The sequence below is a fragment of the Halomonas sp. KO116 genome, assembly GCF_000734975.2.
In the GTDB taxonomy this organism is placed as follows: Bacteria; Pseudomonadota; Gammaproteobacteria; order Pseudomonadales; family Halomonadaceae; genus Vreelandella; species Vreelandella glaciei.
The window spans coordinates 1,416,858-1,439,459 of record NZ_CP011052.1; the positions used below are offsets into that span (position 1 = coordinate 1,416,858).

General features: G+C 57.1%; 15 protein-coding genes. 7 read left to right on the top strand and 8 right to left on the bottom strand.

The annotated features are described in order from the left end of the window. Nucleotides 1–109: 109 nt before the first annotated feature. Genes KO116_RS06560 through KO116_RS06570 form a run of 3 tightly spaced genes read right to left on the bottom strand, consistent with a single transcriptional unit; the run spans nucleotide 110 to nucleotide 1,688 of the window. Nucleotides 110–442: an AzlD domain-containing protein gene (locus KO116_RS06560; RefSeq protein ID WP_035559810.1), complete on the bottom strand. Its 333-nt coding sequence runs from the start codon at nucleotides 440–442 to the stop codon at nucleotides 110–112. After that, entirely contained in the window at nucleotides 439–1,161 is a 723-nt protein-coding gene (locus KO116_RS06565; protein WP_035559812.1) for an AzlC family ABC transporter permease, read from the bottom strand. The genes KO116_RS06560 and KO116_RS06565 overlap by 4 nt, the downstream gene beginning before the upstream one ends. Further along, entirely contained in the window at nucleotides 1,158–1,688 is a 531-nt protein-coding gene (locus KO116_RS06570; RefSeq protein WP_035559814.1) for a helix-turn-helix domain-containing protein, read from the bottom strand. Before KO116_RS06570 ends, KO116_RS06565 begins: the two co-directional genes overlap by 4 nt. A gap of 158 nt (nucleotides 1,689–1,846) precedes the next feature. On the opposite strand from KO116_RS06570, the gene KO116_RS06575 reads away from it, so the two are divergent. Continuing rightward, complete coding sequence (locus KO116_RS06575) at nucleotides 1,847–3,151, top strand: MFS transporter (protein WP_035559817.1); 1,305 nt, start codon at nucleotides 1,847–1,849, stop codon at nucleotides 3,149–3,151. A 55-nt stretch (nucleotides 3,152–3,206) separates the two neighbouring features. Here KO116_RS06575 and sstT read toward each other — a convergent pair whose 3' ends face one another. Next, nucleotides 3,207–4,430, bottom strand: coding sequence for a serine/threonine transporter SstT (gene sstT, locus KO116_RS06580; protein WP_035559820.1), 1,224 nt, complete (start codon nucleotides 4,428–4,430; stop codon nucleotides 3,207–3,209). Nucleotides 4,431–4,647: 217 nt separating this feature from the next. Between sstT and KO116_RS06585 the strand changes: the two genes are divergently transcribed. Next, the gene (locus tag KO116_RS06585) at nucleotides 4,648–4,977 is read left to right on the top strand and encodes a hypothetical protein (RefSeq protein WP_035559823.1); all 330 of its coding nucleotides are present in this window, start codon (nucleotides 4,648–4,650) and stop codon (nucleotides 4,975–4,977) included. Nucleotides 4,978–5,064: 87 nt separating this feature from the next. On the opposite strand, the gene KO116_RS06590 is transcribed toward KO116_RS06585, so the two are convergent. The 4 genes from KO116_RS06590 to KO116_RS06600 all read right to left on the bottom strand — a co-directional run bounded on the left by KO116_RS06590 (nucleotide 5,065) and on the right by KO116_RS06600 (nucleotide 14,953). Then, entirely contained in the window at nucleotides 5,065–5,385 is a 321-nt protein-coding gene (locus KO116_RS06590) for a hypothetical protein (RefSeq protein ID WP_052703734.1), read from the bottom strand. Between the two features lie 141 nt (nucleotides 5,386–5,526). Beyond that, nucleotides 5,527–8,670 carry a GH36-type glycosyl hydrolase domain-containing protein gene (locus KO116_RS25705; RefSeq protein WP_235272517.1) on the bottom strand — a complete coding sequence of 1,048 codons (3,144 nt, stop codon included), beginning with the start codon at nucleotides 8,668–8,670 and terminating at the stop codon, nucleotides 5,527–5,529. Beyond that, a complete protein-coding gene (locus KO116_RS25710; protein ID WP_235272518.1) occupies nucleotides 8,670–14,144 on the bottom strand; it encodes a glucoamylase family protein in 5,475 nt (1,824 codons plus the stop codon). The genes KO116_RS25705 and KO116_RS25710 overlap by 1 nt, the downstream gene beginning before the upstream one ends. A gap of 185 nt (nucleotides 14,145–14,329) precedes the next feature. Beyond that, entirely contained in the window at nucleotides 14,330–14,953 is a 624-nt protein-coding gene (locus tag KO116_RS06600; RefSeq protein WP_035559829.1) for a CDP-alcohol phosphatidyltransferase family protein, read from the bottom strand. A gap of 274 nt (nucleotides 14,954–15,227) precedes the next feature. On the opposite strand from KO116_RS06600, the gene KO116_RS06605 reads away from it, so the two are divergent. The 5 genes from KO116_RS06605 (at nucleotide 15,228) to KO116_RS06625 (ending at nucleotide 22,556) form a co-directional block, all read left to right on the top strand. Beyond that, complete coding sequence (locus tag KO116_RS06605; RefSeq protein ID WP_035559832.1) at nucleotides 15,228–16,877, top strand: DASS family sodium-coupled anion symporter; 1,650 nt, start codon at nucleotides 15,228–15,230, stop codon at nucleotides 16,875–16,877. Between the two features lie 126 nt (nucleotides 16,878–17,003). Next, complete coding sequence (locus KO116_RS06610) at nucleotides 17,004–18,149, top strand: exonuclease SbcCD subunit D (RefSeq protein ID WP_035559835.1); 1,146 nt, start codon at nucleotides 17,004–17,006, stop codon at nucleotides 18,147–18,149. Then, on the top strand, nucleotides 18,146–21,211 hold the full coding sequence (locus tag KO116_RS06615) for an AAA family ATPase (RefSeq protein WP_035559838.1): 3,066 nt from the start codon (nucleotides 18,146–18,148) through the stop codon (nucleotides 21,209–21,211). The genes KO116_RS06610 and KO116_RS06615 overlap by 4 nt, the downstream gene beginning before the upstream one ends. Before the next feature lie 113 nt (nucleotides 21,212–21,324). After that, nucleotides 21,325–22,068 carry a tellurite resistance TerB family protein gene (locus KO116_RS06620; RefSeq protein ID WP_035559839.1) on the top strand — a complete coding sequence of 248 codons (744 nt, stop codon included), beginning with the start codon at nucleotides 21,325–21,327 and terminating at the stop codon, nucleotides 22,066–22,068. After that, nucleotides 22,068–22,556, top strand: a complete 489-nt coding sequence (locus KO116_RS06625) for a phosphatidylglycerophosphatase A family protein (protein WP_035559841.1) — start codon at nucleotides 22,068–22,070, stop codon at nucleotides 22,554–22,556. The genes KO116_RS06620 and KO116_RS06625 overlap by 1 nt, the downstream gene beginning before the upstream one ends. Nucleotides 22,557–22,602: the final 46 nt, after the last annotated feature.

Genomic DNA, 22,602 nt, shown 5'->3' on the forward strand with positions numbered 1-22,602 from the left:
AAAACTTCCTGCGATGGGTGCGCGCTTTTAACATTAATGTCACTTTACGATAGGCTCGAATACAAGAGCCAGAATGATGGCATGAGGTAAAAGCTAATGCAAAGCATTATCAAATGTAGGCGATCACCTGCACTAGCCCAAATACCGCTACCCCAGCAGCCACCGGCCAGCCTAGTGAGCGTAATTTCCACCAAACCAACAACGTGACCGATAACCCAATTGCGGTTGCGATCCAGGAAACAGCGCTTGGGTTAACCGGCATGATAGAAACACCCAGTACCGCAGCAATCATCAACGGGCCCAGAATGCCGAGCCACTGGGGCATGTTATTAATCCCGGTCGCACTGTTTAAACGGCGCTGCATCCATAGAAAAGGCACTACGCGCATGAGCAGAGTTCCCAGTGCTGAAACCACGACGGCTAGCCAGAGTGCACTGCTCATGGGTTACATCTCCTCGTTTGAAACTTCACCATATAGAAACAGATCGCGCCGCAGGCGGCGGCCAGCGGAATGGCCACGTTGCTCCAACCGAAAAAGGTAAACAACAGCGCAGCGATAATGGTGCAGCTCAGCGCCAATGCCCAGCGTTTGTCGGTAAAGCGCGGCGCGACCATGGTCAGAAACAGCGCGGGTAGGGCGAAGGGCATCACTTCACCGAGTAGTGGCCAGCGGGCGGTTAACGTTTCACCCGCCGTGGCGCCGACCATGGTGCCGATAATCCACACCCCCCAGGCCAGCAGCGATGCGCCGACAAACCAGCCAAATCGTTCAGGGGCAGGCAACTGTGGAAGCCGCGTAAGCGCCAGGGCAAATACCTGGTCGGTTAAGCCATGCATCAGCCAGGGCCAGTGGCGACTGCGCGGTAATAAAGCCGCCAGGTTCGGTCCGTAAACTACATGGCGTACGTTAATCAGTAACGTCATCGCAATCACCAGCCAAAGCGGAGAGCCCGCCGCCACCATGCCAACAAATAGAAACTGCGAGGCGCCGGCGTAAATCAGCGCTGAAATAGCGGCGGCTTCCCACATGCTAAACCCCGCCTGAGTGGCGACTAACCCAAACGAGAGCGAAACAGGAATATAGCCACCCAGCAGGGGAATGGCTTCCCGCACGCCTTTGAACGCGTGGCGGATGGGGGAGTGGTTGGCAAAGTGGTTCATGGCGTTTCGCCTTTTATGCCGTAAGTAATGGTCATCATCAAGGTGGCTTCTGCTTCTTGGGTACGATAAAGATGCGGCTGGTCGGCGGCGAAGGTAATCGTATCTCCTGGCTGAAGCGGGGTAGTGGCCCCTTCTGGCCCGGCTTCAAGCCAACCGCTAATCAACGTCAGCGATTCGCGAGTGCCGGCGGTATGGGCTTCGGCTCGGCGAAGGGTGTGGGGCGCGCAGCGCATCCAATAGGCATCCACATGGGGGGTATCTTTGCCTTGATCAATTAAGCGCACTTGTACGCCATCTTCGCCTAGCGGTACGGTAATGGGCGCCACCACTGTGCCGAAAGGCACGTTGAGCTGCACCGCCAAGCGCCAGATAGTATCCAGCGTTGGATTGCCGTTCCCTTGCTCCAGACGGCACAAATTAGATTTGGCAATGCCCGCGTCATGGGCTAACTGAGAAAGTGACCAACCCCGCGCTAATCGCAATGACTGTAAATGTTGACCTAAGGTGCTTAGGGAGAGCTGATCCATCGTCTGGTGTCCGGCTGTTCTTTATATAGAACGTTCTATATAAAGAACGTTAGCTTGTCAACGGTTATTGTGAACGCTTTCAGTGGCACTCTTTATGCATCTACTTTCTGCATGAACTTTTTTGATGAACTTTAAGTTGTCTGCTGCGAGGAAACGCAATGCGTTCATTGGCAATGCTCAAACCGGTTAAATCGATACTGCAGAGCGTGGCGTTGTTGCTGCTGGGCAACGGCTTGCTGAATACGCTGCTAACGCTGCGGGGGACTGATGAGGGCTTTTCCAGTGCGGTGCTTGGGATAATCATGTCCGGCTACTTTGTTGGCTTTATCTGCGGCACCTGGGTGAGCGGGCGCTTGATCCGTCGTATAGGTCATATCCGTACCTTTGGCTTCTGTGCCTCTATTTGTGCATCGGTAGCGCTTTTGCACCTTATCTTTGTTAACCCTTGGGTATGGTTGCCGTTGCGGGTGGTCTACGGACTTTCGTTTATTACCTTAATTACCGTGATTGAGAGCTGGCTAAATAGCCAAGCCGCTAGCCATGAGCGGGGGCGAATTTTCGCGGTTTATATGGTGGTTAACTTGGGCGCTTTAGCCACTGCTCAGCAGTTACTGCGGCTCTCCTCAACGCAAGGCTTTTTGCTCTTTGTGGTCATTGCTATTTTGATCAGTTGGGCGCTGCTACCGATTACTCTGACGCGTCGCGTGCAGCCTACAATCCCTGAGCGCCCTAAAAGCAGCTTAAAGGCGCTGTTGGGCTTTGCACCGCTGGCCGTGGCATCCGCGGCATTATCGGGGCTCGCGATGGGGGCTTTTTGGTCGATGACCCCGGTGTATGCGACGCAGCTGGGGTTTGATATTGGCGGCGTTGGGCTGGTGATGAGCGTAGCGATTATTGGCGGTGCACTACTACAAATCCCGATTGGGCGTTTTTCTGACAAACATGACCGCCCCAGAGTAATGACCTGGGTGGTGCTCTTAGCGGCGTTAATCGCCGCGGGGATGCCCTTTGCGCCCAGCCATGAAGTGCTGCTGGGGCTCTATTTTATCTGGGGTGGTTTGGCGTTTTCGCTTTATCCGTTGGCGGTGGCTCAATTGATCGACCAGCTTCACCCGGATGAAATTGTCTCCGGCTCGGCGGATATGCTGGTGATGCACGGTGCGGGCTGTGCTGTCGCGCCGATTGCGGCGGGGTCGCTGATGACGGCTGTGGGTAGTCACGGCCTGCCGGTCTATATCGCCTGCGTGTTTACCCTGCTGGGGATTTACGCCATTTATCGTCGCCGCCATGTAACGGCCTTGATTACCCATACGGCTCACTTCGAGCCGATGGTACAAAGTAGTGCAGGGGCATTAGAAATGATCTTCGATGATACCCAGCGCGATTTATTCGATGACCCAAGCTTCTATGAAGAGGATGAGCGCGAGCGTTTGGCGAGCCTTTACAAACCCTCACATAGTTGATGCATGAGCGCGATGGGGGAGTGGCTGTTATAAGCAGCCACCCCAGGGGGAGCGCTTAAGAGCGCTTCGCCACTTGAGAATGGCAAGCGGCAGCGGTGAATAGCACATCGGTAGAGGAGTTGAGCGCGGTTTCGGTGGAATCCTGCACCACGCTGATCACAAAGCCGATCGCCACCGCCTGCATGGCCACTTCCGTGGGAATGCCAAACAGGTTGGCGGCCATGGGAATCAGCATCAGTGATCCGCCCGCCACGCCTGAAACGCCGCAGGCAGCCAGCGCTGAAACCACGCACAGTAGCAGCGCCGTAGGGAAGTCAACGCTAATGCCTAGCGTATGAGTAGTCGCTAGAGTAATTACCGTAATGGTAATGGCCGCACCGCACATATTGATCGTCGCGCCCAGCGGAATGGAAATGGAGTAGGTGTCAGGGTCGAGCTTCAGGCGGCGGCATAGCTCCAGGTTCACCGGGATATTCGCGGCCGAGCTACGGGTGAAAAAGGCGGTAATCGCACTGCCCCGCAGGCACGTAAACACCAGTGGGTAAGGGTTTTGCCGGGTGGTGAGGTAAACCAGCAGCGGGTTGCTAACTAGCGCGACAAACAGCATGCAGCCCACAATCACACCTAGCAGCTGGGCGTAGTTGAGCAGCGCCTCAACGCCAGATTCAGCCAGCGTGCCTGCTACCAAACCAAAAATACCCAGCGGTGCTAAACGAATCACCAGTGTCACGATGCGAGTGATCGCTGCTGATAAATCACTCAACGCTTGGCGGGTGGTATCGCTAGCTTGACGCAGGGTCAAACCCAGGCCGATAGCCCAGGCCAGAATAGCGATAAAGTTAGCTTCCATCAGTGCACTAACCGGGTTGGCCACCGCATTCAACAACAGGTCGCGTAGAACGCTAAAAATATCCCCCGGCGGGCTGCCGTCAACTTGGCCTGCATTCAATGCGAGTTCGGTGGGAAATAGAAAGCTGGCCGCCACCGCAATGAGCGCGGCGATCAGCGTGCCCGCCACATACAGCACCAGCACGGGGCGAATGTGTGTCGGTTGGCCTTTTTGATGAGCAGAGATTGCTGCGGCTACCAGTACAAACACCAAAATGGGTGCCACCGCCTGCAAAGCAGCGATAAATAGCTGGCCAAGCAGTGCCACGTCGCTAGCAATGCCCGGCGCAAACAGGGCGAGTGCTACCCCGGCAACGATGCCGATTAAAATCTGCGGGATAAGGCCCAGCCGAATAAGTGGCCGGAAAACAGTGCGGGCGGTGGCGATCATTGCGCAACTCTCAGGTAGTAAAAGGTGGATGACGTGGCGGCGCTTGGCCGCTGACGTGCCTGAAAGGGGCGGTATTCTATCAGCTACGGGTATGCAGCGGGTGACGGGGTAAAAAAACTCGCAGACTATGAAAAGCAACTGCAGTTGAACATAAGTACACAACTTTACTTAGTCATCACGTTGTTGTTTACTTATAAAAAATTCAGAGATCTTTCCAATGCCTATCCGAACATTGTTAATAGCGATTGTCGCGCTATGTGCTTCATCGCTAGCGATGGCCGCTGACTACTATGTAGATATCACCAACCGAACGGGTTACACCATTTTCTACATGTACGTAAGCCCAGGGAACTCAAAAAGTTGGGAAGAGGACGTGTTAGGCAGTGACGTATTGATGAACACCGATACCCATCGAGTTAACTTAACAGGGTATACAAATCCCTACTTCGATATTCGTCTCGTCGATGAAGATAACGACAGCTATACCTTCTGGAACGTGGATGTCTCAACACAAGACATTATCGTCACGCTGGATCACTTGGACTAACGCCTGCATTGATGTAATAAAAATGCCCCCGCCGCGTAAGCGGCATTGATAGATGATGTTCGTTGCCTTGGCTATCAAGCCTTTAGATCAGGCCGCTACCACCTCTAAGTTCGCTGGCGCAGTTTTTTGCGGCTTGGGCATGGTTTCGTCGTTATCCGCAAATAACTCACTGCTGCCAACCATCTCGGTATACCCGCGCTGGGTTAAAGCAAGCACCTCGGGTGACGTGCCCCACTTCAACAGCATCTCATCCAGCAACTGCTCGGCTTGTTCAGCCTGGCCCCAGCGGGTAAGTAGTTGAGCAATGGCGTAGTCGCACTCGGGAGTGTCGAATAGTTCATCCTTGATGTCTTGTATGGCGATGTGAAGGCCCGCCTGGGAAAGGTCGTTTGACGTTTCGTTATGCATATCACGGCTCCGTGTGATTGCGAATGGGACGGCGGTTAACCTGGGTTAACCGCCTGAATTTGAATGATACCTGTGTGGTACACAGTCGAGCTTAATATAGCCGTGAGTGAGAAGCAAATGCGAAAAACATGCGGTAAATGACTATTGCTCCGCGGTTATATTTGGCTTGATAAATACCTCTAACTGGTGCTGTTTGCCATCCAATGGAATGCGCACTTCGCCTTGCTGGCGCGTCAGTATTCGGCCATCAAGCTGCGCGCTGGGCGCTTCATCGGTGGTGGTGACTTTAACCGCGTATTCCGTGGCGGCAATGCTCAGCGTTGCGCTAAAACCTGGCCAGTCGTGGGGGAGGCAAGGGGCAATTACCAGCCAGCCACCCTCTCTACGTATGCCCAGAATGCCCTCAATACCGGCACGGTACATCCAACCCGCTGAGCCCGTGTACCAGGTCCAGCCGCCACGCCCCGTGTGAGGCGCAACGGAATAGACATCCGCGGCGACCACATAGGGTTCGACCTGATAACGCGCGACTTCTTCGGCGGTGCGGGCATGATTGATCGGGTTGAGTAGCGCAAAAAGCGCATGCGCTTTGCTGCCTTCGCCGAGTTTGGCAAAAGCAAGAATCGCCCACATCGCGGCGTGGCTATATTGCCCACCGTTTTCGCGCATGCCGGGTGGGTAGCCGCCTATATAGCCAGGGTCGCGCTGGGGCTGATCGAAGGGGGGCCAAAACAGCAGTGCAAGCTTCTCATCGGGCCTGACCAGCTCGCGTTCCAGTGACTCCATGGCGCGCGCCGCACGGTGGGGCTCAGCTGCCCCCGAGAGTACCGCCCAGGTCTGGGCAATCGAGTCAATTTGGCAGGCGTCGCTCTCTTTGCTGCCCAGCCAACTGCCGTCATCGAAGGTCGCCCGGCGGTACCACTGGCCATCCCAAGCGTTGCTTTCCAGCGCACTGCGCAACGCAGTGATATGGGCACGCCAACGCTCGGCGCGAGGAGTGCCAACTGTGGCTGAGTCCAGTGCGGTTGAGTCAGTAGCCGCTTGTTTTTCGTGCTGCTGGGCATAGGGTAGAAACAGTTCCAGGGTATGCACCAGCAGCCAGCCAAGCCACACGCTTTCGCCTTCGCCTGCTTCGCCAACGCGGTTCATACCATCGTTCCAATCTCCGCCACCGATCAACGGTAAGCCGTGCTTGCCGGTAAGCTCAATGCTCTGATCCAAGCCGCGTGCGCAGTGTTCAAACAGCGAGGCGGTCTCCCCTGCGATCATTGGTTGGAAAAAACAGTCGTGCTCGCCGGGTGCTAATTCGGCACCTTCCAGAAAGCTCACCGGCTCGTCCAGTACGGCGGTGTCGTGGGAGGTGGCAATATAGCGGGCGCAGGCATAGGCCAGCCAGACCCGGTCATCGGAAATACGCGTACGCACCCCTTGGCCGGAGTGGGGCAGCCACCAATGCTGGACATCACCTTCGACAAACTGGCGGGAGGCAGCGCGCAGCAGGTGTTGGCGAGTGGTTTTGGGGCTGGTGAAGGTTAATGCCATGCCGTCCTGTAGCTGGTCGCGGAAGCCATAGGCGCCGCTGGCTTGGTAGAACCCGGAGCGCGCGGTGATGCGGCAGGCAATGGTTTGGTACATCAGCCAGCCGTTGAGCATGATGTCCATGGCGCGGTCAGGAGTGGTTACTTGTATCGCGTTAAGCTGCGTTTGCCAGTGCGCAGTCACCGTGGCTAACTCGGCGTCAATATCCGCCTGACGATACCGCGCAATCAGCGCTTTGGCTTCAGCGGTTGAGCTGATTTGACCCATCAATACAACGATATCGACGCTTTCACCTGCCGCCAGCGTTACGCCGCGGTTGAGCGCGGCGCAGGGGTCCAACCCCGCACCATGAGTGCCGGAAAGCGGAGCCTGGCTGCGCGGCCCCGCTGGGGCTGCCAGGCTGCCGCCGTAGCCAATAAATTCGCAGCGGTCAGCCGTCCAGGAAGCAGGCTGAGCACCGATATCCAGAAACGCCACCCGGCCAGGGAAATTTATATTCCAGGGGTTCTCAACCAGCAGCGCGCCGCTGTCGGCATCGGGGTGTGAGATCAGAAAAGGCGCCGAGCCGCTGCGCGACGTGTCCAGCACCCACTCGGCATAAGCCGTGACGGAGAGCTTGCGTGGCCGCCCGGAGTGATTGCTAAGGCGTAGCCTCGAAATCCTAAGCGGGTCTTCTAACGGCACGAAGTGCAGCAGCTCCAGGGCAATCCCATCCACCTGATGCTCGAACTGGCTATAGCCGAAGCCATGCCGCGCTATGTAGCGGCCATGGTCCCGAAAAGGGCGGACAGTGGCGGTGTAGAGTGCCATCGACTCTTCATCGCGAACATAGATCACATCGCCACTCGGATCCACCACAGGGTCGTTTGACCACGCTGTCAGCTGGTTTTCGCGGCTGTTATCCGCCCATACATAGCCCGCTCCTTCTGCCGATACCTGAAAGCCGAAGCCTGCGTTGGCAATCACGTTTATCCACGGGGCGGGCGTGGAGCTGCCTGACTCAAGTACCGTTACATACTCACGGCCATCCAAGGCAAAGCCGCCTAATCCATTAAAAAACTCAAGCGCTGGGAGTGGCGTTTCGCTTGCATTGTGCGGAGTGTGTCTGGGTAGGGGGCGTTTGACCAACGCTTGGGGTGGTGTTGTGGCGAGGCGTGTAGGCAGCGTCAGGGCTAATTGATTGGCGATGCTGCCGCGATGGGCCATTAATGCAATGCAGGCGATCGACTGAAGCTGTGTGCGCACTTCTAGGCTTATTAGGTCGGCCCGCAATGCAATCACGGCACCCTGAGCGAAATCCTTTTTAAGACGTGGCTGTGTTTGGCTGCTAAGCACCGCGGTTTCAATGGCCTGCTGCAGATCCTGAATATAGGAGGAGGAGCGCTCATTAATAATCACCACGTCCACGCCTAGCCGCTTCATGCGCCAATATTCGTGGGCACGCAGCAGTTGGCGTACTTGGCCAATGTCATCAATGCTATCGATACGCAGCAGAATAATCGGCAGATCGCCGGAAATGCCGTGTTGCCAGAGCCGCGACTGTGGGCCGGCACCACGCTCAATGGCCTCGGAGGACGCTCTAAAGCGGGCGTCAGGGTAAAGAATGGGTGCGGTCAGACGCTGAAAGTCGGCGGCTTCTTCAGGCTGAATGCCTAAATGGCGAAGTTGCACCTGGGCTTGTGTCCAGGCGAGGGTCTTGGCGCGCACAAACGCACTGCGGTCGTGGTGTTTATCGATCAGATCCATCAGCGCCTCACGGGAGGAGGCGACCACTGTCCAGTAAGCGATGCGGGCCGCTTTGCCGGGGCCACGCGCAGGCAGTAGCGCAGTGCAAAAATAGGGTCCAGCACGCTGCCAACACTGCTCGATAGGTGCTGGCCCTCTGCCAGCGCAGAGGCGTGCAGGGTACTTCGGCCGCGGCCTAAAAACCGGGCCCGGTCAGTCTCGAACTCCAGCTCGCCCACGGTATCACCTTCTACCACCGCAAAGTGAGCCGCCCACACATCCTCTTCATCGGGTGAGCGCCGTCGCCTTGTGGCGATCAAGGCGTTGAAGACTTCCAGGTACTCGGTGACCACAAACATTTTGGCAAACGCAGGGTGCGCATTGTCGGTGCTGGGAGCGGTCAAGACTAATTCTAGATAGGAGGTGATCGTGATGTCCCGGGCGTGACGGCCGCTGTTAGTGAGCGAAAGGTGGCGAACTTCGCTGTCGTCTTCGCCGGAAACCAGCACCTCCATATGGCTGGTGATATCGTCGTGACGATGGCTGTAGCGTGCATAATCCTCGGTAAATATGACATGGCTGTGCTCATCGGTTGCACCGGCTGGGTGTGCCGCCGTTTGCCCCGTGGCTGTCCACACGCCGGGATGCCGGGTGTCGCGCAGAAAAATAAAGCTGCCTAAGTGGTCGCGGGTGGCATCCGGCTGCCAGCGGCTAATGGCAACGTTGCGCCATCTGCTATAGCCGCTGCCGGTGGCGGTTAGCATCACCGAGTAGCAGCCGTTCGAGAGTAAATGAGTAACGGGCGGGCCACTGGCCGCCGTTGCAACGCGGCGAATGGTTTGTGCTTCGTTAATCATCTGGCTCGCGTTTGACTTCACCTCTTCAGCGCGGGGGTGGGCAATCGCCACGTTACGTGGAACCCGCTCTTGGAGCAGCAGTTCGCTGGCTTGAATCATCGGCTCGCGGTGAAAGCGAGCACGCATCTGGCCGTGGTGCAGTGTGTTAGCGATGGCCGCGATGGTCATGCCCTGGTGGTGGGCCATAAAGCTGCGCACAATCACCACTTTCTCACCGGCGGGTAGCCGCGAACGGGTGAAATCGAGCGCTTCATAGAAGCCATAGCGGCCTACTGCACCCATCTCCGCCATGCGCTTGAAGTTGCGACAGGCGCCACTGGGGTCAACCATGGCGGCTAATCCAGTGGCGTAGGGCGCGATCACCAGATCGGCAGATAGTCCCCGTTTGAGCCCCAATCCTGGCACCCCAAAATTAGAGTATTGATAGGTGAATTCCCGATCACGGGCGTTATAAGCAGATTCGGAAATACCCCAGGGTGCGGAGAGCTGGGCGGCGTAGGTCTCTTGGCGTTTCACCATCAGTCGGTTGGTTTGCTCAAGCAGGCTGCCTCCTGGGGCGCGCATCACCAGTGACGGCATCAGGTACTCAAACATCGATCCCGACCAGGAGATCAGCGCCGAGCCAAAGGTAACGGGGGTGGCTGCGCGGCCAAGCTTGAACCAGTGGCGGGTGGGAATATCGCCTTTGGCAATCGCAAACAGGCTAGCCAGACGCGCCTCGGAGGCCAGCAGGTCGTAGCAGCTGGTATCCAGGCAGTTGTCATCCAGCGAGTAGCCGATCGACAGCAGTTGGCGCTCGCTATCGAGCAGAAAGGCGAAATCCATGCCCAATGCCAAGCGTCGCGCAGAGTCCGCAAGCTGTTGCAGGCGTAGGGCGAGTGGACCCTCTTCAAGGTTGGGCTGGGTTTCTCGGTCATGGCAGTGTTGCGTCACCGAAGCGTGCAAGGCTTGCAACCAAAACAGCAGGTCTTCGCTGTATGGATCGCTATGTTCGTTAAGAGAAGTGCGCGCCAGCGTTAACGTGCTATCCGTCAACGCGGCGATATTTGCCAAGCTTACCGACGACATCTCTTCGCTCTTCAACTGAGCGTCTATGACTTCCAACTGCACGCTAAGCTGAACTGTGAGCTGTTCAGACAAGGTTGACGCTTGCTTAAGTGTCTGACGGGCCAGGTTTAGTGTGTCGGCAATGCCTACGCGAGGGTCAGCTAAATAGCCTTTCTCCAGCCAGGTTTCGCAGGCATTGGCGATCGCGATAAGGTGTCCTGCAAGGTTGCCGCTATCCACCGTTGACACATAGCGGGGGTTAAGCGGGCTCAGGTCGTGGGTGGCGTACCAGTTATAGAAGTGCCCACGATAGCGGGGTAGTCCCAGCATTACGCTTAAGGTTGTTTCAAGCCGCTCAAGCGTCCCATGGGTGCCAATCCAGCCGAAATCCCGAGCTGCTAGGGTGGAAAGTAGATAGAGCCCCATATTGGTTGGCGAGGTGCGCTGGGCGAGGGCGGGCTGAGGATCCTCCTGAAAGTTATCCGGCGGTAAGCGGTTATCGGTGGCGGTCACGAAGGTTTCGAAATAGCGCCAGGTTCGCCGAGCAATAACCCTTAGCTCAAGGGCTTCTTCTTCGGAGATGATGGGTTGGACAATGGCGCTTGTGCTGCTGCTTAACCACGACGCCACTGCTGGTGCCGCCAACCAAAGCAGCGCCATGGGCAGTGTGATGGGCCATGTGTGACTGGCTGTCCAGAGCGCACTGATAACCACCGCTAGCCCCAGTGCGGTACCGGGTGCCATGCGCTGATAGAATCCCAGTACGGTCAGCGGCGGGCTTTTCATCGACTGGGCAGCAGATGTCCACTCCAGTAGACGCCTGTGGGTGACCAGAACACGGACGAGCGTTCTGGCGATGGCATCCAGCATGCGCCACGCCTGGTCAGGCAAAAACAGGATCATTAGCAGCATTTGCGCGCTACCCAGCTTTAGTTCGTCAAACCAAAGGTGGTAGTGGTGGCGTACTCTAGACCACGCCCGGAAGGGAACGAATGAGGCCGTTAAGGAAAGTAACACCGGTGCACCGACAACGGCCAATAATAGCAGTGTGCTGGTGATGGCCATGCTCAGCGGCATCTGCCAGCTAACGGCAAGGCTTGCCAGGACTAACGGCGGCGTCACCGAGCGGCGCAGGTTGCCGAGCATTTTCAGGCGCCCGGTGAGCGGCAGCGCAGGTGCGATTAGCCAGGGGAGCAGTTGCCAGTCGCCGCGTGTCCAGCGGTGCTGACGCTTGGCGGCGACATCATAGCGGGCCGGGAAGTCTTCAATCACTTCGATATCGGAGGCGAGTCCCGCACGGGCAAACACACCCTCGAACAAATCGTGGCTGAGCAGGCTATTGTCGGGCACCCGGCCAGCCAGCGACGCTTCAAAGGCATCAACCGCGTAAATACCTTTACCGGCGAACGAGCCTTCGCCGACCAGGTCCTGATAGAGATCTGAAATAGCGGCGGCGTAGGGGTCGATGCCTCCTGGCGCGGAGAATAGCCGCTGGTAGATGGAGCCTTCGCCCCCCGTGGGCAGCGAAGGAGTAACGCGAGGCTGCAAGATCGCATATCCCTCCACGACTCGGCATTGCTGATGATCCAGTCGTGGCTGGTTTAACGGATGCGCCATTTTACCGACCAAACGGCTGGCCGCGCCTCGCGGTAGACGGGTATCGGCATCCAGGGTGATCACGTAGCGTACGTCGCTGGGTAGCGGTGGCGGGTCGATAAAGGTGGTGTCCGTGGCGCCACGTAGCAAGCGGTTCAGCTCGTGCAGCTTGCCCCGCTTACGCTCCCAGCCCATCCAGGTATTTTCGCTGGGGTTAAATACCCGCCGCCGATGGAGCAAAAAGAAACGCTTATCGCTGTTGAGAGCGAGAGGACAGTAACGCTTATTTAACTGCTCGAACGCTGCCTGAGCAGCTGTTAACAGCGCGGTCTCATGGGGTAGTTCCGCTTGAGAGGCATCCACGCCGTCGAGTAGTAGCGCATAGCTAAGCGCCCCCTCACCGCTGGATAAGTGGTGCACTTCAAGGCGCTCAATCTGTTCGCGCAGGTCTTCTTCGCTGGTCAGCAGTGTAGGTACAGCCACAAGGGTTCGTAGCTGGGGTGGAACCCCTTTGGCAAGGTCGAGACCTGGCAGCGGCTGAGCGTCGATAGAGTAGATAATCAGGCGGTTAACGATCAGTGTTGCGACTTCCATAATGGGCAGGAAACCGAACGCTCCCAAGAGCATGAGCCAAGGTAACGGCACGTCGCCTATCGCCAGCGGCAACGAAAGCAGTAGCCCACCGGCCAGCGTCATCAGGGTCAGTGTGACCACCGCCATCAATACGATATAGCTACGAATACCGTGATGAATAAGCGTACGGCGCAGCCAATGACGGGAGGAGGGGGTGAACTGAACTTGGCGCTCAAGGGTTAAACGACCTGCGCCAACCAAGAAATAGCCTGGGTCTCCCCGGCGTGCAGCTTCGGCCGGGTCGCTGGTGCCAGCCGCTGCCTGGAGGGAGAGTGAGAGCGCCGCTTCGACTACCTCAAGCTCGCTGAAACGAGAGCCACGGGCAAGTTGCTCTATGGCGCTGCGGTACTGATTGCGAGTGGGGAAATCGAGCTGGCTAAAGTGGCTCTGCTGACGTAATCGCCTATCCACCAAACTAACGCTCTCAAACAGCTCGGCCCAGTCGATGCTGGAAACGAAGCGCATGCTGGTGATGACATTGCGCACGGTGACGTTGGCGGCGCCTTGGCGCTGCTGAGCGTGCTGAACCATGTCGTCAATACTTTCACCCTGCTGGCTAAGCTGCTCGTTTAGCCAACCTACCAGCGGGCTGCAGCGTGGGTCTAAGCCGCGTAGCCGCTTAGCGAGCTGCGCAGTGAAGGGCTCTGCTAGCGGCCCTTTATGAATATTAAGGGTGCTGGTTTCCAGGTGAAAGGTATGACGTTCCTGGGAGGTTTGCCGGTCGGTGGGCGTTAACCATTTAGCGGCCAATGCATCGGCTTCGTCCCTTGCTGTTTGTTCGCTGATAATTTGGTCGGCAAGTCGGCGCAGGTTCTCAATCAGCACAATGCGAAGCGTGATTGCCACTGCCCATAGTTCGCCAATGGTCAGTGGCTGAACGCGTTGATACGCGGTGATAAAATTCTGCAAATTCTCCTGGTCGATATGGCTGTCGGTGTGCGCCACAAAGGCCCATGCGATACCGAATACCCGCGGGTAGCCCGCAAAAGGCCCGTTGGCTAACTTGGGTAGCTGGCGGTAATAACCGGGGGGAAGGTCGCTGCGTATTTCACGAATTTGCGCTTCAATGAGGTGGTAATTATCGAGCAGCCAGGCGGCAGCGGGCACAATTTCTCGCCCACCTGCCAGCGCTGTGGAGCTGGCGCGGTAAACGTCCAGCAGGGCGTGCGCGTTATCGTTGAGCCGTCGTGTTAACGATACTACTTTGGGTGGCGTGCTGGTCACTGCTTGGTTAAGCGCCAAACTGCCTGCGTGCTGTTCAAGTCGCTCTGCGCTGAAGAGCTCTTCCCTGACGGGGGTAGTCGAGTTCCACGGCGCTGCAAACGTAGGGTGCGGACGCACAAAACGGAGAAGTTGTTTCACAGATTCCATCCTGGTGAGAGTGCACCTCGGCGCACCAACGATGCTTCCTTACCAGAACGATGGTCGTGATGTGAGATTTTGTCCGTGCGCTAGCACACATTGCGCTTTTTCTCTGCGCTTATGCAGGTTGTATGAGCTGCTTGGATAGCGTTAATACGTTAATACAGTGGTACCACCTCGGGCATCTAGCCTGCTTCATGCCTGCGCAGTGTCCAGTATCCTCCCCACAGCCGGGTTGCCGTCGTGATAAGACAGGCAATAGAAAAGAGCGTAGCCAAAATGGGAAAGTGTTCAGGGAATACGCAAAATATCACTAGCGCCAGCACGGTTTCGGTGCCTTCGGTTAATCCCTCCAAATAGTAGAACGCCTTGTTGGGAAAGTGAGGGCGCTCGATGGCTTGCTGCTTGGCGGCAATGGCAAAGGCTAGAAACGAGGTGCCTGTACCAATAAAGGCAAATAGCAGCAGCGCAGCGGCGAGGGCGTTCTGGCTGGAATTAGCCAATGCAAAACCCAGCACCACGGCGGCATAGAAAACAAAATCGAGCCCAATATCCAGAAACCCGCCTGCGTCGCTTGCGCGACCCGCTAAGCGTGCCAGGGCGCCATCAATACCGTCGCCCAGGCGGTTAAGCACAATCACCACCAGCGCGAGCCCGTACTGCTCCCATGCCAGCAGAGGCAAGGCCGTTATACCCAACGCAAAAGCACTAAGCGTCACTTGGTCGGGGGTGATGCGTTTATTCAGTAACGTCTGTGCGATGCGTCTCAAGGGGCGTTGGGTAAGCGGCATTGTCCAGCGATCAAGCACGTGGTTCTCCTCAACAGGCAGGGGGGAATTAGGTTAATAATAGCGACAACGTACGTAGTTCATATGCTTATGTCACTGTTAGCATCTGCTAATAGTTAAACTAAAGTTGTTAGACTTTAGTTTTAAATATGAGCAATTCACTGGACTAATTGCCTATTGCAGTTATAAAGAGCGCCAAAGGAGGCTCAGCATTTTGCTTAGGGTGGCTCCTTTGCCAGGAGGCTATCTTCGTCCTCTTTTTTTAACCCTGACCAAATAAGTGGCCGCTAATTATATGCATATAACTGCCCTGACGACGGTGTGGAACCAGCTATGGGATTCCCACTACCAAGCCAAAAACCTATTGATGTGTGCGCTGCCTACGGGCGGGGCCGCCAACGCCTCGGCTTCGAATACCAAGCGTGATCCTTCCCCTCAACCTAAGCCGCCTGCCTACACCACTCCGCAGAAGATTGGTCTGCTGCTTGGCCCGTTGCTGTTCGCTTTCGTGGTGATGTTTTTTCACCCCGAAGACCTAAGCTTTGAAGGACGCATGGTGCTCGCCACCACCCTGTGGGTAGCCGTATGGTGGATCACCGAAGCTATTCCTATTCCCGCGACCTCGTTGCTGCCCATTGTGCTACTGCCGATTACCGGCGCGCTGGATGGCAATACGGTAACCGCCGCTTACGGCAACCCGATTATTTTCCTATTTCTAGGCGGTTTTTTAATCGCGCTGGCGATGGAGCGATGGGATCTCCACAAGCGTATCGCGCTGTCGATTATTGCCGTGCTGGGCACCAGTATTAACAGTATTGTTTTTGGCTTTATGGCCGCGACGGGCTTTTTGTCGATGTGGGTCTCCAACACCGCGTCGGTGATGATGATGCTGCCCATTGGTACTGCTATTGTCTACCAGGTGAGCCAAGAGCTGGCGAAAAGTGACGGCGACCACAGTGCCGAAATCGATAAGTTCAGCAAAGCGCTGATTTTTGGTATCGGCTACGGCGGTACCATTGGGGGGTTGGGCACGCTAATCGGGACCCCACCGAATATTATTCTTGCCGCGATTGTGAATCAGCTGTTTGGCATCGAGATTTCCTTTGCCGGTTGGCTTATGTTTGCTTTCCCTGTGGTAGTGGTGCTGCTGTTTAGCACTTGGCTACTACTAACGCGGGTGTTTTTCCGCATCGAGTTTAGTCACCTACCGGGTGGGCGAGAGCTCATAAACAAAGAAAAAGCGGCGTTGGGTAAAACCAGCTTCGAAGAGAAAGCGGTGCTGGCGGTGTTTTTATTCGCGGCCTTTATGTGGATCACCCGCTCGTTCTTGTGGCAGGGCCAGATCATCAATATCCCCGGCATCAATGACACCATGATCGCGATTGTCGCTGCGCTGCTGCTGTTTTTGATTCCCTCCAAAAATAAGGGTGGCTGCCTGCTGGGGTGGGACGTAGCGAAAGACGTACCCTGGGGAATCCTGCTGCTGTTCGGGGGTGGTTTGGCGATTGCCGCAGGCTTTGGCTCTTCCGGTCTAGCAGAGTGGATTGGCGGGCAAATGAGCGTGCTGGAAGGTGTTAACTTCCTGCTAGTAATCTTGCTGGCGACCGGCATGGTGCTGTTCCTGACCGAAATCACCTCGAATACCGCCACGGCCACCATGATTCTGCCGGTGCTGGCGTCACTGGCACTGGCGCTGGATATCCATCCTTTTGTACTGATGGTGCCCGCCGCGATGGCTGCTAACTGTGCCTTTATGCTGCCTGTAGGTACCCCGCCTAACGCGATTATCTTCGCCACAGGTAAGATCACAATTTTAGAGATGGTGCGCACCGGCTTCTGGATCAACATCATCGCCATGCTGCTGATTGTGGCGGCGGTATATTTCATGCTGCCACTTATGTGGGGGGTTGACCTCACAAGCTACCCAGACGCCTTCCGTCGTTAGTAAGATTTTATAGTGCCGCCTAGCCCCGCCCGTGTGCGGGGCTTTTTTATGCTGAAATGGAGTTTTGTGAGTAGATAGCGTGTCGGGTTGTTATCATGCCGATACACTATTTTTGCTGAGCTTGTTATGCGTCTACTTCACACCGCCGATTGGCATCTGGGGCGGCTGTTCCACAACCTGTCGTTGCTGGATGACCAGCGCCATGTGCTCGACCAACTTATCGAGATAATCGACCGCGAAAACGTCGATGCGGTGCTGATTGCGGGCGATATCTACGACCGCTCGGTGCCGCCTGCAGCGGCGGTAACCCTGCTGGATGAGGTGCTCCACGCGCTCTGCGAGGAGCGTAAGCTGCCGGTGATCATGATCTCGGGCAACCACGATGGCGCCGAGCGGCTTCGCTTCGGTGCGCGCCACCTGCGTCAAGCCGGGCTGCACATTCTTTCCGACTTGGCCGATTTTGCCTCACCAGTAACGCTGACCATCAAGGGCGTTGAGGTGGATGTGTTTGGCATACCCTACGCTGACCCCGAGCATGTGCGCAGCCAGTTTAACGTTGAGGTGCGCGACTTTGACGGCGCCCACCGCTACCTGGTTGAGCGCATCGAAGCGCAGCGCCACCCCACACGCCCCTGCGTACTGATGAGCCACTGCTTTGTGGATGGCGGTAGCGCTTCTGATTCTGAACGCCCACTGACCCTGGGCGGCGCCGAAAGTGTGGCCTGGGAGCCTATGCAAGGCTTTGACTATGTGGCGCTTGGCCACCTTCACGGCCCCCAGTACCGCGGCGGCGAACATATTCGCTACTGCGGCTCACTGCTCAAGTACAGCTTTTCCGAAGCCAGCCAGCGTAAAGGCGTGACGTTGGTGGATATTGATGCGAGCGGCGTCACCCAGATCGAGCAGATACCCCTCATACCCAGTCGTGAAGTGCGCGTACTAGAGGGCAAGATTGAGGCGTTGATTGCCCAGGGGCGAACGGACGCCAATGCCGACGACTACCTGCTGGTGCGACTTACCGATCGCCACGCTATCCTCGACCCCATGGGCAAGCTGCGTGAGGTGTATCCCAACGTGCTGCATCTGGAGAAGCCCGGCATGCTCGATGCTCGGGGCAATCAGCAGCTTGATCGCGAGCGGCTGCGCTTCGATGCCCTGGATATGTTCAGCGACTTCTTCAATCAAACCAGCGGGGAGGCTATGAGCGATGAGCAGGCGAGCGCTATGGCAGAATTAATTAATCGGCTGCAGTGCGATGAGGTTCAAGGATGACGCCGTTAACCCTCACCATGCAGGCGTTTGGGCCTTTTGCGGGCAGTGAGACCATCGATTTCACCGCGCTGGGCAGAAGCCCGCTGTTTCTGATTAATGGCCCTACCGGCGCCGGTAAAAGCTCGATTCTTGATGCGCTGTGTTTTGCGCTTTATGGTCAGACCACGGGAAATGAGCGTGATCCTGCGCAGATGCGCTGCGATCAGGCCGATGCTGCTTTGCTAACGGAAGTGACGCTCGATTTTCGCCTACGTGGTGAAGATTACCGGGTTCGCCGCGTGCCCCAGCAGGAGCGCCCCAAAGCGCGCGGTGAAGGAACCACTACCCATAACGCTGAAGCCCAGCTGTGGCGCTTAAATGCGGATGGCGCGGTGGAGACCTGCCTGGTGGCCCGCAAGGTCAATGACGCCACCGCGGAGTTGCAAACCCTGATCGGCCTGGATGCCAACCAGTTCCGCCAGGTGATGGTGTTACCCCAGGGCAAGTTCCGCGAACTGCTGCTGGCAGGCTCTAAAGAGCGTGAAGTAATTTTTTCCCAACTGTTTCAAACCCAGATTTTCCAGCGTATCGAAGAGCGTCTGCGCACCCAGGCCAATCAAATCGAGCGGGCAGTGAATGACCATCGCCAGCATATCAGCGGCATTCTCGCCGGGGGGGAGCTTGAGAGCGAAGCCGCGTTAGGGCAAGAGCTTGAAGCGTTGACACCCCAGGTAGACCAAGCGCGGCAACGCTTTGAAACCGCCCAGCAGCAGCGCCGTAGCGCCGAAAAACAGCGCGATGAGGCGCTGGCGCTGCAGCGTCAATTTGAGGCCCGGGATACGCTTGCGGCGGATAAAACTCGCCATCTTGAGCAGCACGCTCATATAGAAAACACTCAGCAGCGTTTAGCGCAAAGCACCCACGCCCAGGCGCTGCGCCCCCATAGAGTTGCCCTAGACCAAGCACAGCAGACGCTAATCGCCGCCCAGGCCGATCAGCGACAGGCGGAAACTGCGTTAGCCACTCAACGTAGTAACGCCGAACAGGCCCAGCAGGCGCTAGAAGTTTCACGCCAGCGTCAGTTAGAGCTCCCTACGCTGCGCGAACGGCATCGCCAGCTGGGTGAATTTATCCATAAAGGTCAGCAGCTCAGCGAGCTGCAGGCGCGTTTTCAAACGGCGCAGGCCGCCTGGCAACAAGCCGATGTGGCACTCAAGCGCGATGAGGCGCAGCTAGATAGCATTCGTCAGCAGGGCGAAGCGATCGGCGTGAATCTGGAGCGTTTACAAACAGAGTATCAGCAGCTAGCCAGCGCCCCCGCTGAGCTAAGTCGCCATCACAACCTGCTGACCCAGCGCCAAGAGTTGGATGAACTCTCCCGGCAGGGGCAGGAGTTATCCACACAACAGCAGCAGGCGGTGGAGGCTCTCAACCGCCTGCAAAACGAAGCAGAACGAGCGAAACGCCACGCTACTGAGCAGGAGATGCGCTGGCACCAGGGGCAGGCCGCGCTGTTAGCGCTCACCCTTGAACAGGATGCGCCTTGCCCGGTGTGCGGCAGCCTGGAGCATCCAGCCCCAGCAGCCAACAGTGCAAACGTGGTCAGCCAGGCGCAGGTTGAAGACGCCAGGTCGGCGCAAGAGCAAGCTCGCCAGGCATGCCAGAGCGCCGAACGCCATCACCACCAGCTTGAGCAGCAGATTAACTACACCGCAGAGCAGGGCCAGCGGCTTAATCAGCAGTTGGGCGAGTGGGCTGGCCAGCCACTGATTGAGTTGCAAAATGCCTGCGAAGGCTTGCGCCGCCAAGTTCAGCGCAGAGAAAGCGTAGAGCGTGAGATTAGCCAGCAAACTGCCGCTCGGGATGCGCTGCGCCGCGAGTGGGGGGCGCTGGATAAACAGCTTAAAGCCCAGCGACCCGAGATTGAAAAGGCCAAAGAGGACGCGCTGCGCCTAGAGAGCCAGCGTGACCAGCTGAGTCAATCGCTGCCGGAAGATGCCCGTGACCCTGAGGCAATGCGCCGAACTCTTGCTGAGCTGGAACACCAAATCGCCCAGCTTGAAAAAGCCTGGGAGAGCGCCCAGCAGGCACTATCGACCAGCCAAACCCAGCTGGCGCGGGCGGAAGAGCAGCTACGCGGAGCGAACGAACGAATCGAACGCAGCGAACATTCGCTCCAGCGGGCCCAGTCAGAATGGCAAACCGCTCTGCAGGCCAGCCCCTTTGGTGATGAGGCGGCGTTTCAGGCTGCGCAGTTGGATGACACCCAGCGGCAAGAGTTGACTCGCCAGGTAGAGGCATACCAACGCCGCCTGGCCGAGCTTGAGGGCGCGCTGGAGAATTACCAAACCCAGCTTGCGGACAAAACACCGCCGGATCTTGCCGCGCTAGCTGCGACAACCGAGGTCGCTCAGGCAGACGAGAACACCCAGCTAGAGGGGTGGCGGGGGCTGGATGGGCGGTTAACGACGCTGCGCGGTATTCGTCAAAAGCTTGCCACTGCCCACACGGCGCAGGCAGAGCTCGAATCCCAGTATCAGCTTTGGGGCACGCTCAGCGAAGTCGCTAATGGCCGTACCGGGCACCGCATTAGTCTGCAGCGCTTTGTGCTGGGTGTGTTGCTGGATGACGTATTGATTCAAGCCTCCGAGCGTTTGGTGCGCATGAGCCGCGGGCGCTATCAATTGGTGCGTCGGGAAGATCCCTCCAAAGGGAATAAAGCGTCGGGCCTGGAGCTTGATGTGGCCGACACCTACACCGGTAAAAATCGCTCGGTAGCGACGCTTTCTGGCGGAGAGTCGTTTATGGCTGCGCTCTCGCTGGCATTGGGGCTCTCAGACGTAGTGCAGGCTTACGCTGGCGGCATTCAACTGGATACGCTATTTATCGATGAGGGTTTTGGCAGCCTCGACCAGGATGCGCTGGATCAAGCCATCGCCATGCTCAGCGAACTGCAAATGGGCGGGCGCATGATTGGGGTGATCTCCCATGTCAGCGAACTCAAAGAGCAGATGCCAGTCCGTATAGAAGTGCGTGCCAGCCGTCAGGGGAGCTCGGTGGAAGTAAAGGGCGCACTTTTTTAATAGCCATTAATGACTGGCAGCGTGAGTTCATGCTGCGTTCATACAGAATGTTTTATAAAGAGAACGAATCGACTCAATCGCTCTAAAGATAATACTGACTTAGGAGTACAAGGATGAACGCGAGCAAGATTTTACAGCAGCTGATGCAGCAAGCTGGCGGTAGCCAGAAGGGCGGCAGTAGCAGTGGTGTCGATGTTAAAGGCATGCTAAGCGGGCTCTCTAACCAGCTAGGCGGTGGCAGCAGCGGCCAAGGCGGCGGCTCTTCCAGTGGCTTTGATGTTAAAAGCCTGCTTGGTGGCGGTGCCATGGGTATGCTAGTTGGCTCCAAGCGCGGCCGTAGCATGGGCGGCAAGGCGCTGAAATATGGTACCATTGCCGGTGTGGGCGTACTGGCGTGGAAAGCGTGGCAGAGCTCCCAAGCGGCAAAAAATGGCAATGAGCAGCAAAATACGGCCCAAAATGCCTCAGAGGGCGAGCGGGTAGAAGTGCTTAGCGGTGAGTATCAAGAGCGCCGTAGCCTTGAGCTACTGCAGGCGATGATTATGGCCGCCCGGGCCGATGGTCATATTGATGAGCAAGAGCAGGCGCTGATTACTGAACAGATTGACGCCCTAGGCGCCGACCAGGAGATGCATAACTGGGTGGAGCAGCAGCTAAAAGCGCCGCTGGATGCCCAGGCGCTGGCCCGCGAAGCAGACTCCCCTCAAGCGGCCCGGGAAATGTACCTGATCAGCGTGGCCGTGACAGATGATCAAAACCCCATGGAGCGCGCCTGGCTTGATCAGTTGGGCAGTGCGCTTAACTTGCCTAAAGAAATGACCACCGAACTTGAGCGTCAAGCGCAGCAGGCGGGTTAATGCTGGATACGATTAATTTTTGGCTAGCTACCGGCTTTGGGCTGGGGCTAGCGCCGATGGCGCCAGGTACCTTTGGCTCGCTGCTGGGCATCCCCCTGGCGTGGTGGCTGTTGAGCCGCCCGCTGGTGCAACAGGGCACCATCATGGCAGCGCTGCTGCTACTTGCCGTACCGGTTTGCCACGTCGCTGCCTGGCACTACGCCGGGTTGGATCATGGCAGTATCGTTGCCGATGAATACGTGGCGTTTCCGCTGGCAGTCATTGGGTTGCAGGCCGCCCGCCATCCGCTGGTTATGGCGCTGGCATTCGGTGTTTACCGCTTTTTCGATGCGCTGAAGCCGCCGCCGATTCATCTGGCAGAGTATGTTAATGGCGGTTTTGGCATTGTGCTAGACGATGTGATTGCGGCGCTGGTGACCTGGGTGGTCATGGCGATTGGGCTAAAGCTGTGGCAGCGTCGAGCCTCTGGGCAACAGTTAAATTCGTAACAGTGCTCGCAACGAAAAAAGCGCCGCTAGCCTGATGCAAAGCTAG

Bases quoted from the DNA above. Each gene is read 5' to 3' on its own strand.
- KO116_RS06560 (WP_035559810.1), bottom strand. From the start codon at position 442: ATGAGCAGTGCACTCTGGCTAGCCGTCGTGGTTTCAGCACTGGGAACT.
- KO116_RS06565 (WP_035559812.1), bottom strand. From the start codon at position 1,161: ATGAACCACTTTGCCAACCACTCCCCCATCCGCCACGCGTTCAAAGGC.
- KO116_RS06570 (WP_035559814.1), bottom strand. From the start codon at position 1,688: ATGGATCAGCTCTCCCTAAGCACCTTAGGTCAACATTTACAGTCATTG.
- KO116_RS06575 (WP_035559817.1), top strand. From the start codon at position 1,847: ATGCGTTCATTGGCAATGCTCAAACCGGTTAAATCGATACTGCAGAGC.
- sstT (WP_035559820.1), bottom strand. From the start codon at position 4,430: ATGATCGCCACCGCCCGCACTGTTTTCCGGCCACTTATTCGGCTGGGC.
- KO116_RS06585 (WP_035559823.1), top strand. From the start codon at position 4,648: ATGCCTATCCGAACATTGTTAATAGCGATTGTCGCGCTATGTGCTTCA.
- KO116_RS06590 (WP_052703734.1), bottom strand. From the start codon at position 5,385: ATGCATAACGAAACGTCAAACGACCTTTCCCAGGCGGGCCTTCACATC.
- KO116_RS25705 (WP_235272517.1), bottom strand. From the start codon at position 8,670: ATGGATCTGATCGATAAACACCACGACCGCAGTGCGTTTGTGCGCGCC.
- KO116_RS06605 (WP_035559832.1), top strand. From the start codon at position 15,228: ATGCATATAACTGCCCTGACGACGGTGTGGAACCAGCTATGGGATTCC.
- KO116_RS06610 (WP_035559835.1), top strand. From the start codon at position 17,004: ATGCGTCTACTTCACACCGCCGATTGGCATCTGGGGCGGCTGTTCCAC.
- KO116_RS06615 (WP_035559838.1), top strand. From the start codon at position 18,146: ATGACGCCGTTAACCCTCACCATGCAGGCGTTTGGGCCTTTTGCGGGC.
- KO116_RS06620 (WP_035559839.1), top strand. From the start codon at position 21,325: ATGAACGCGAGCAAGATTTTACAGCAGCTGATGCAGCAAGCTGGCGGT.
- KO116_RS06625 (WP_035559841.1), top strand. From the start codon at position 22,068: ATGCTGGATACGATTAATTTTTGGCTAGCTACCGGCTTTGGGCTGGGG.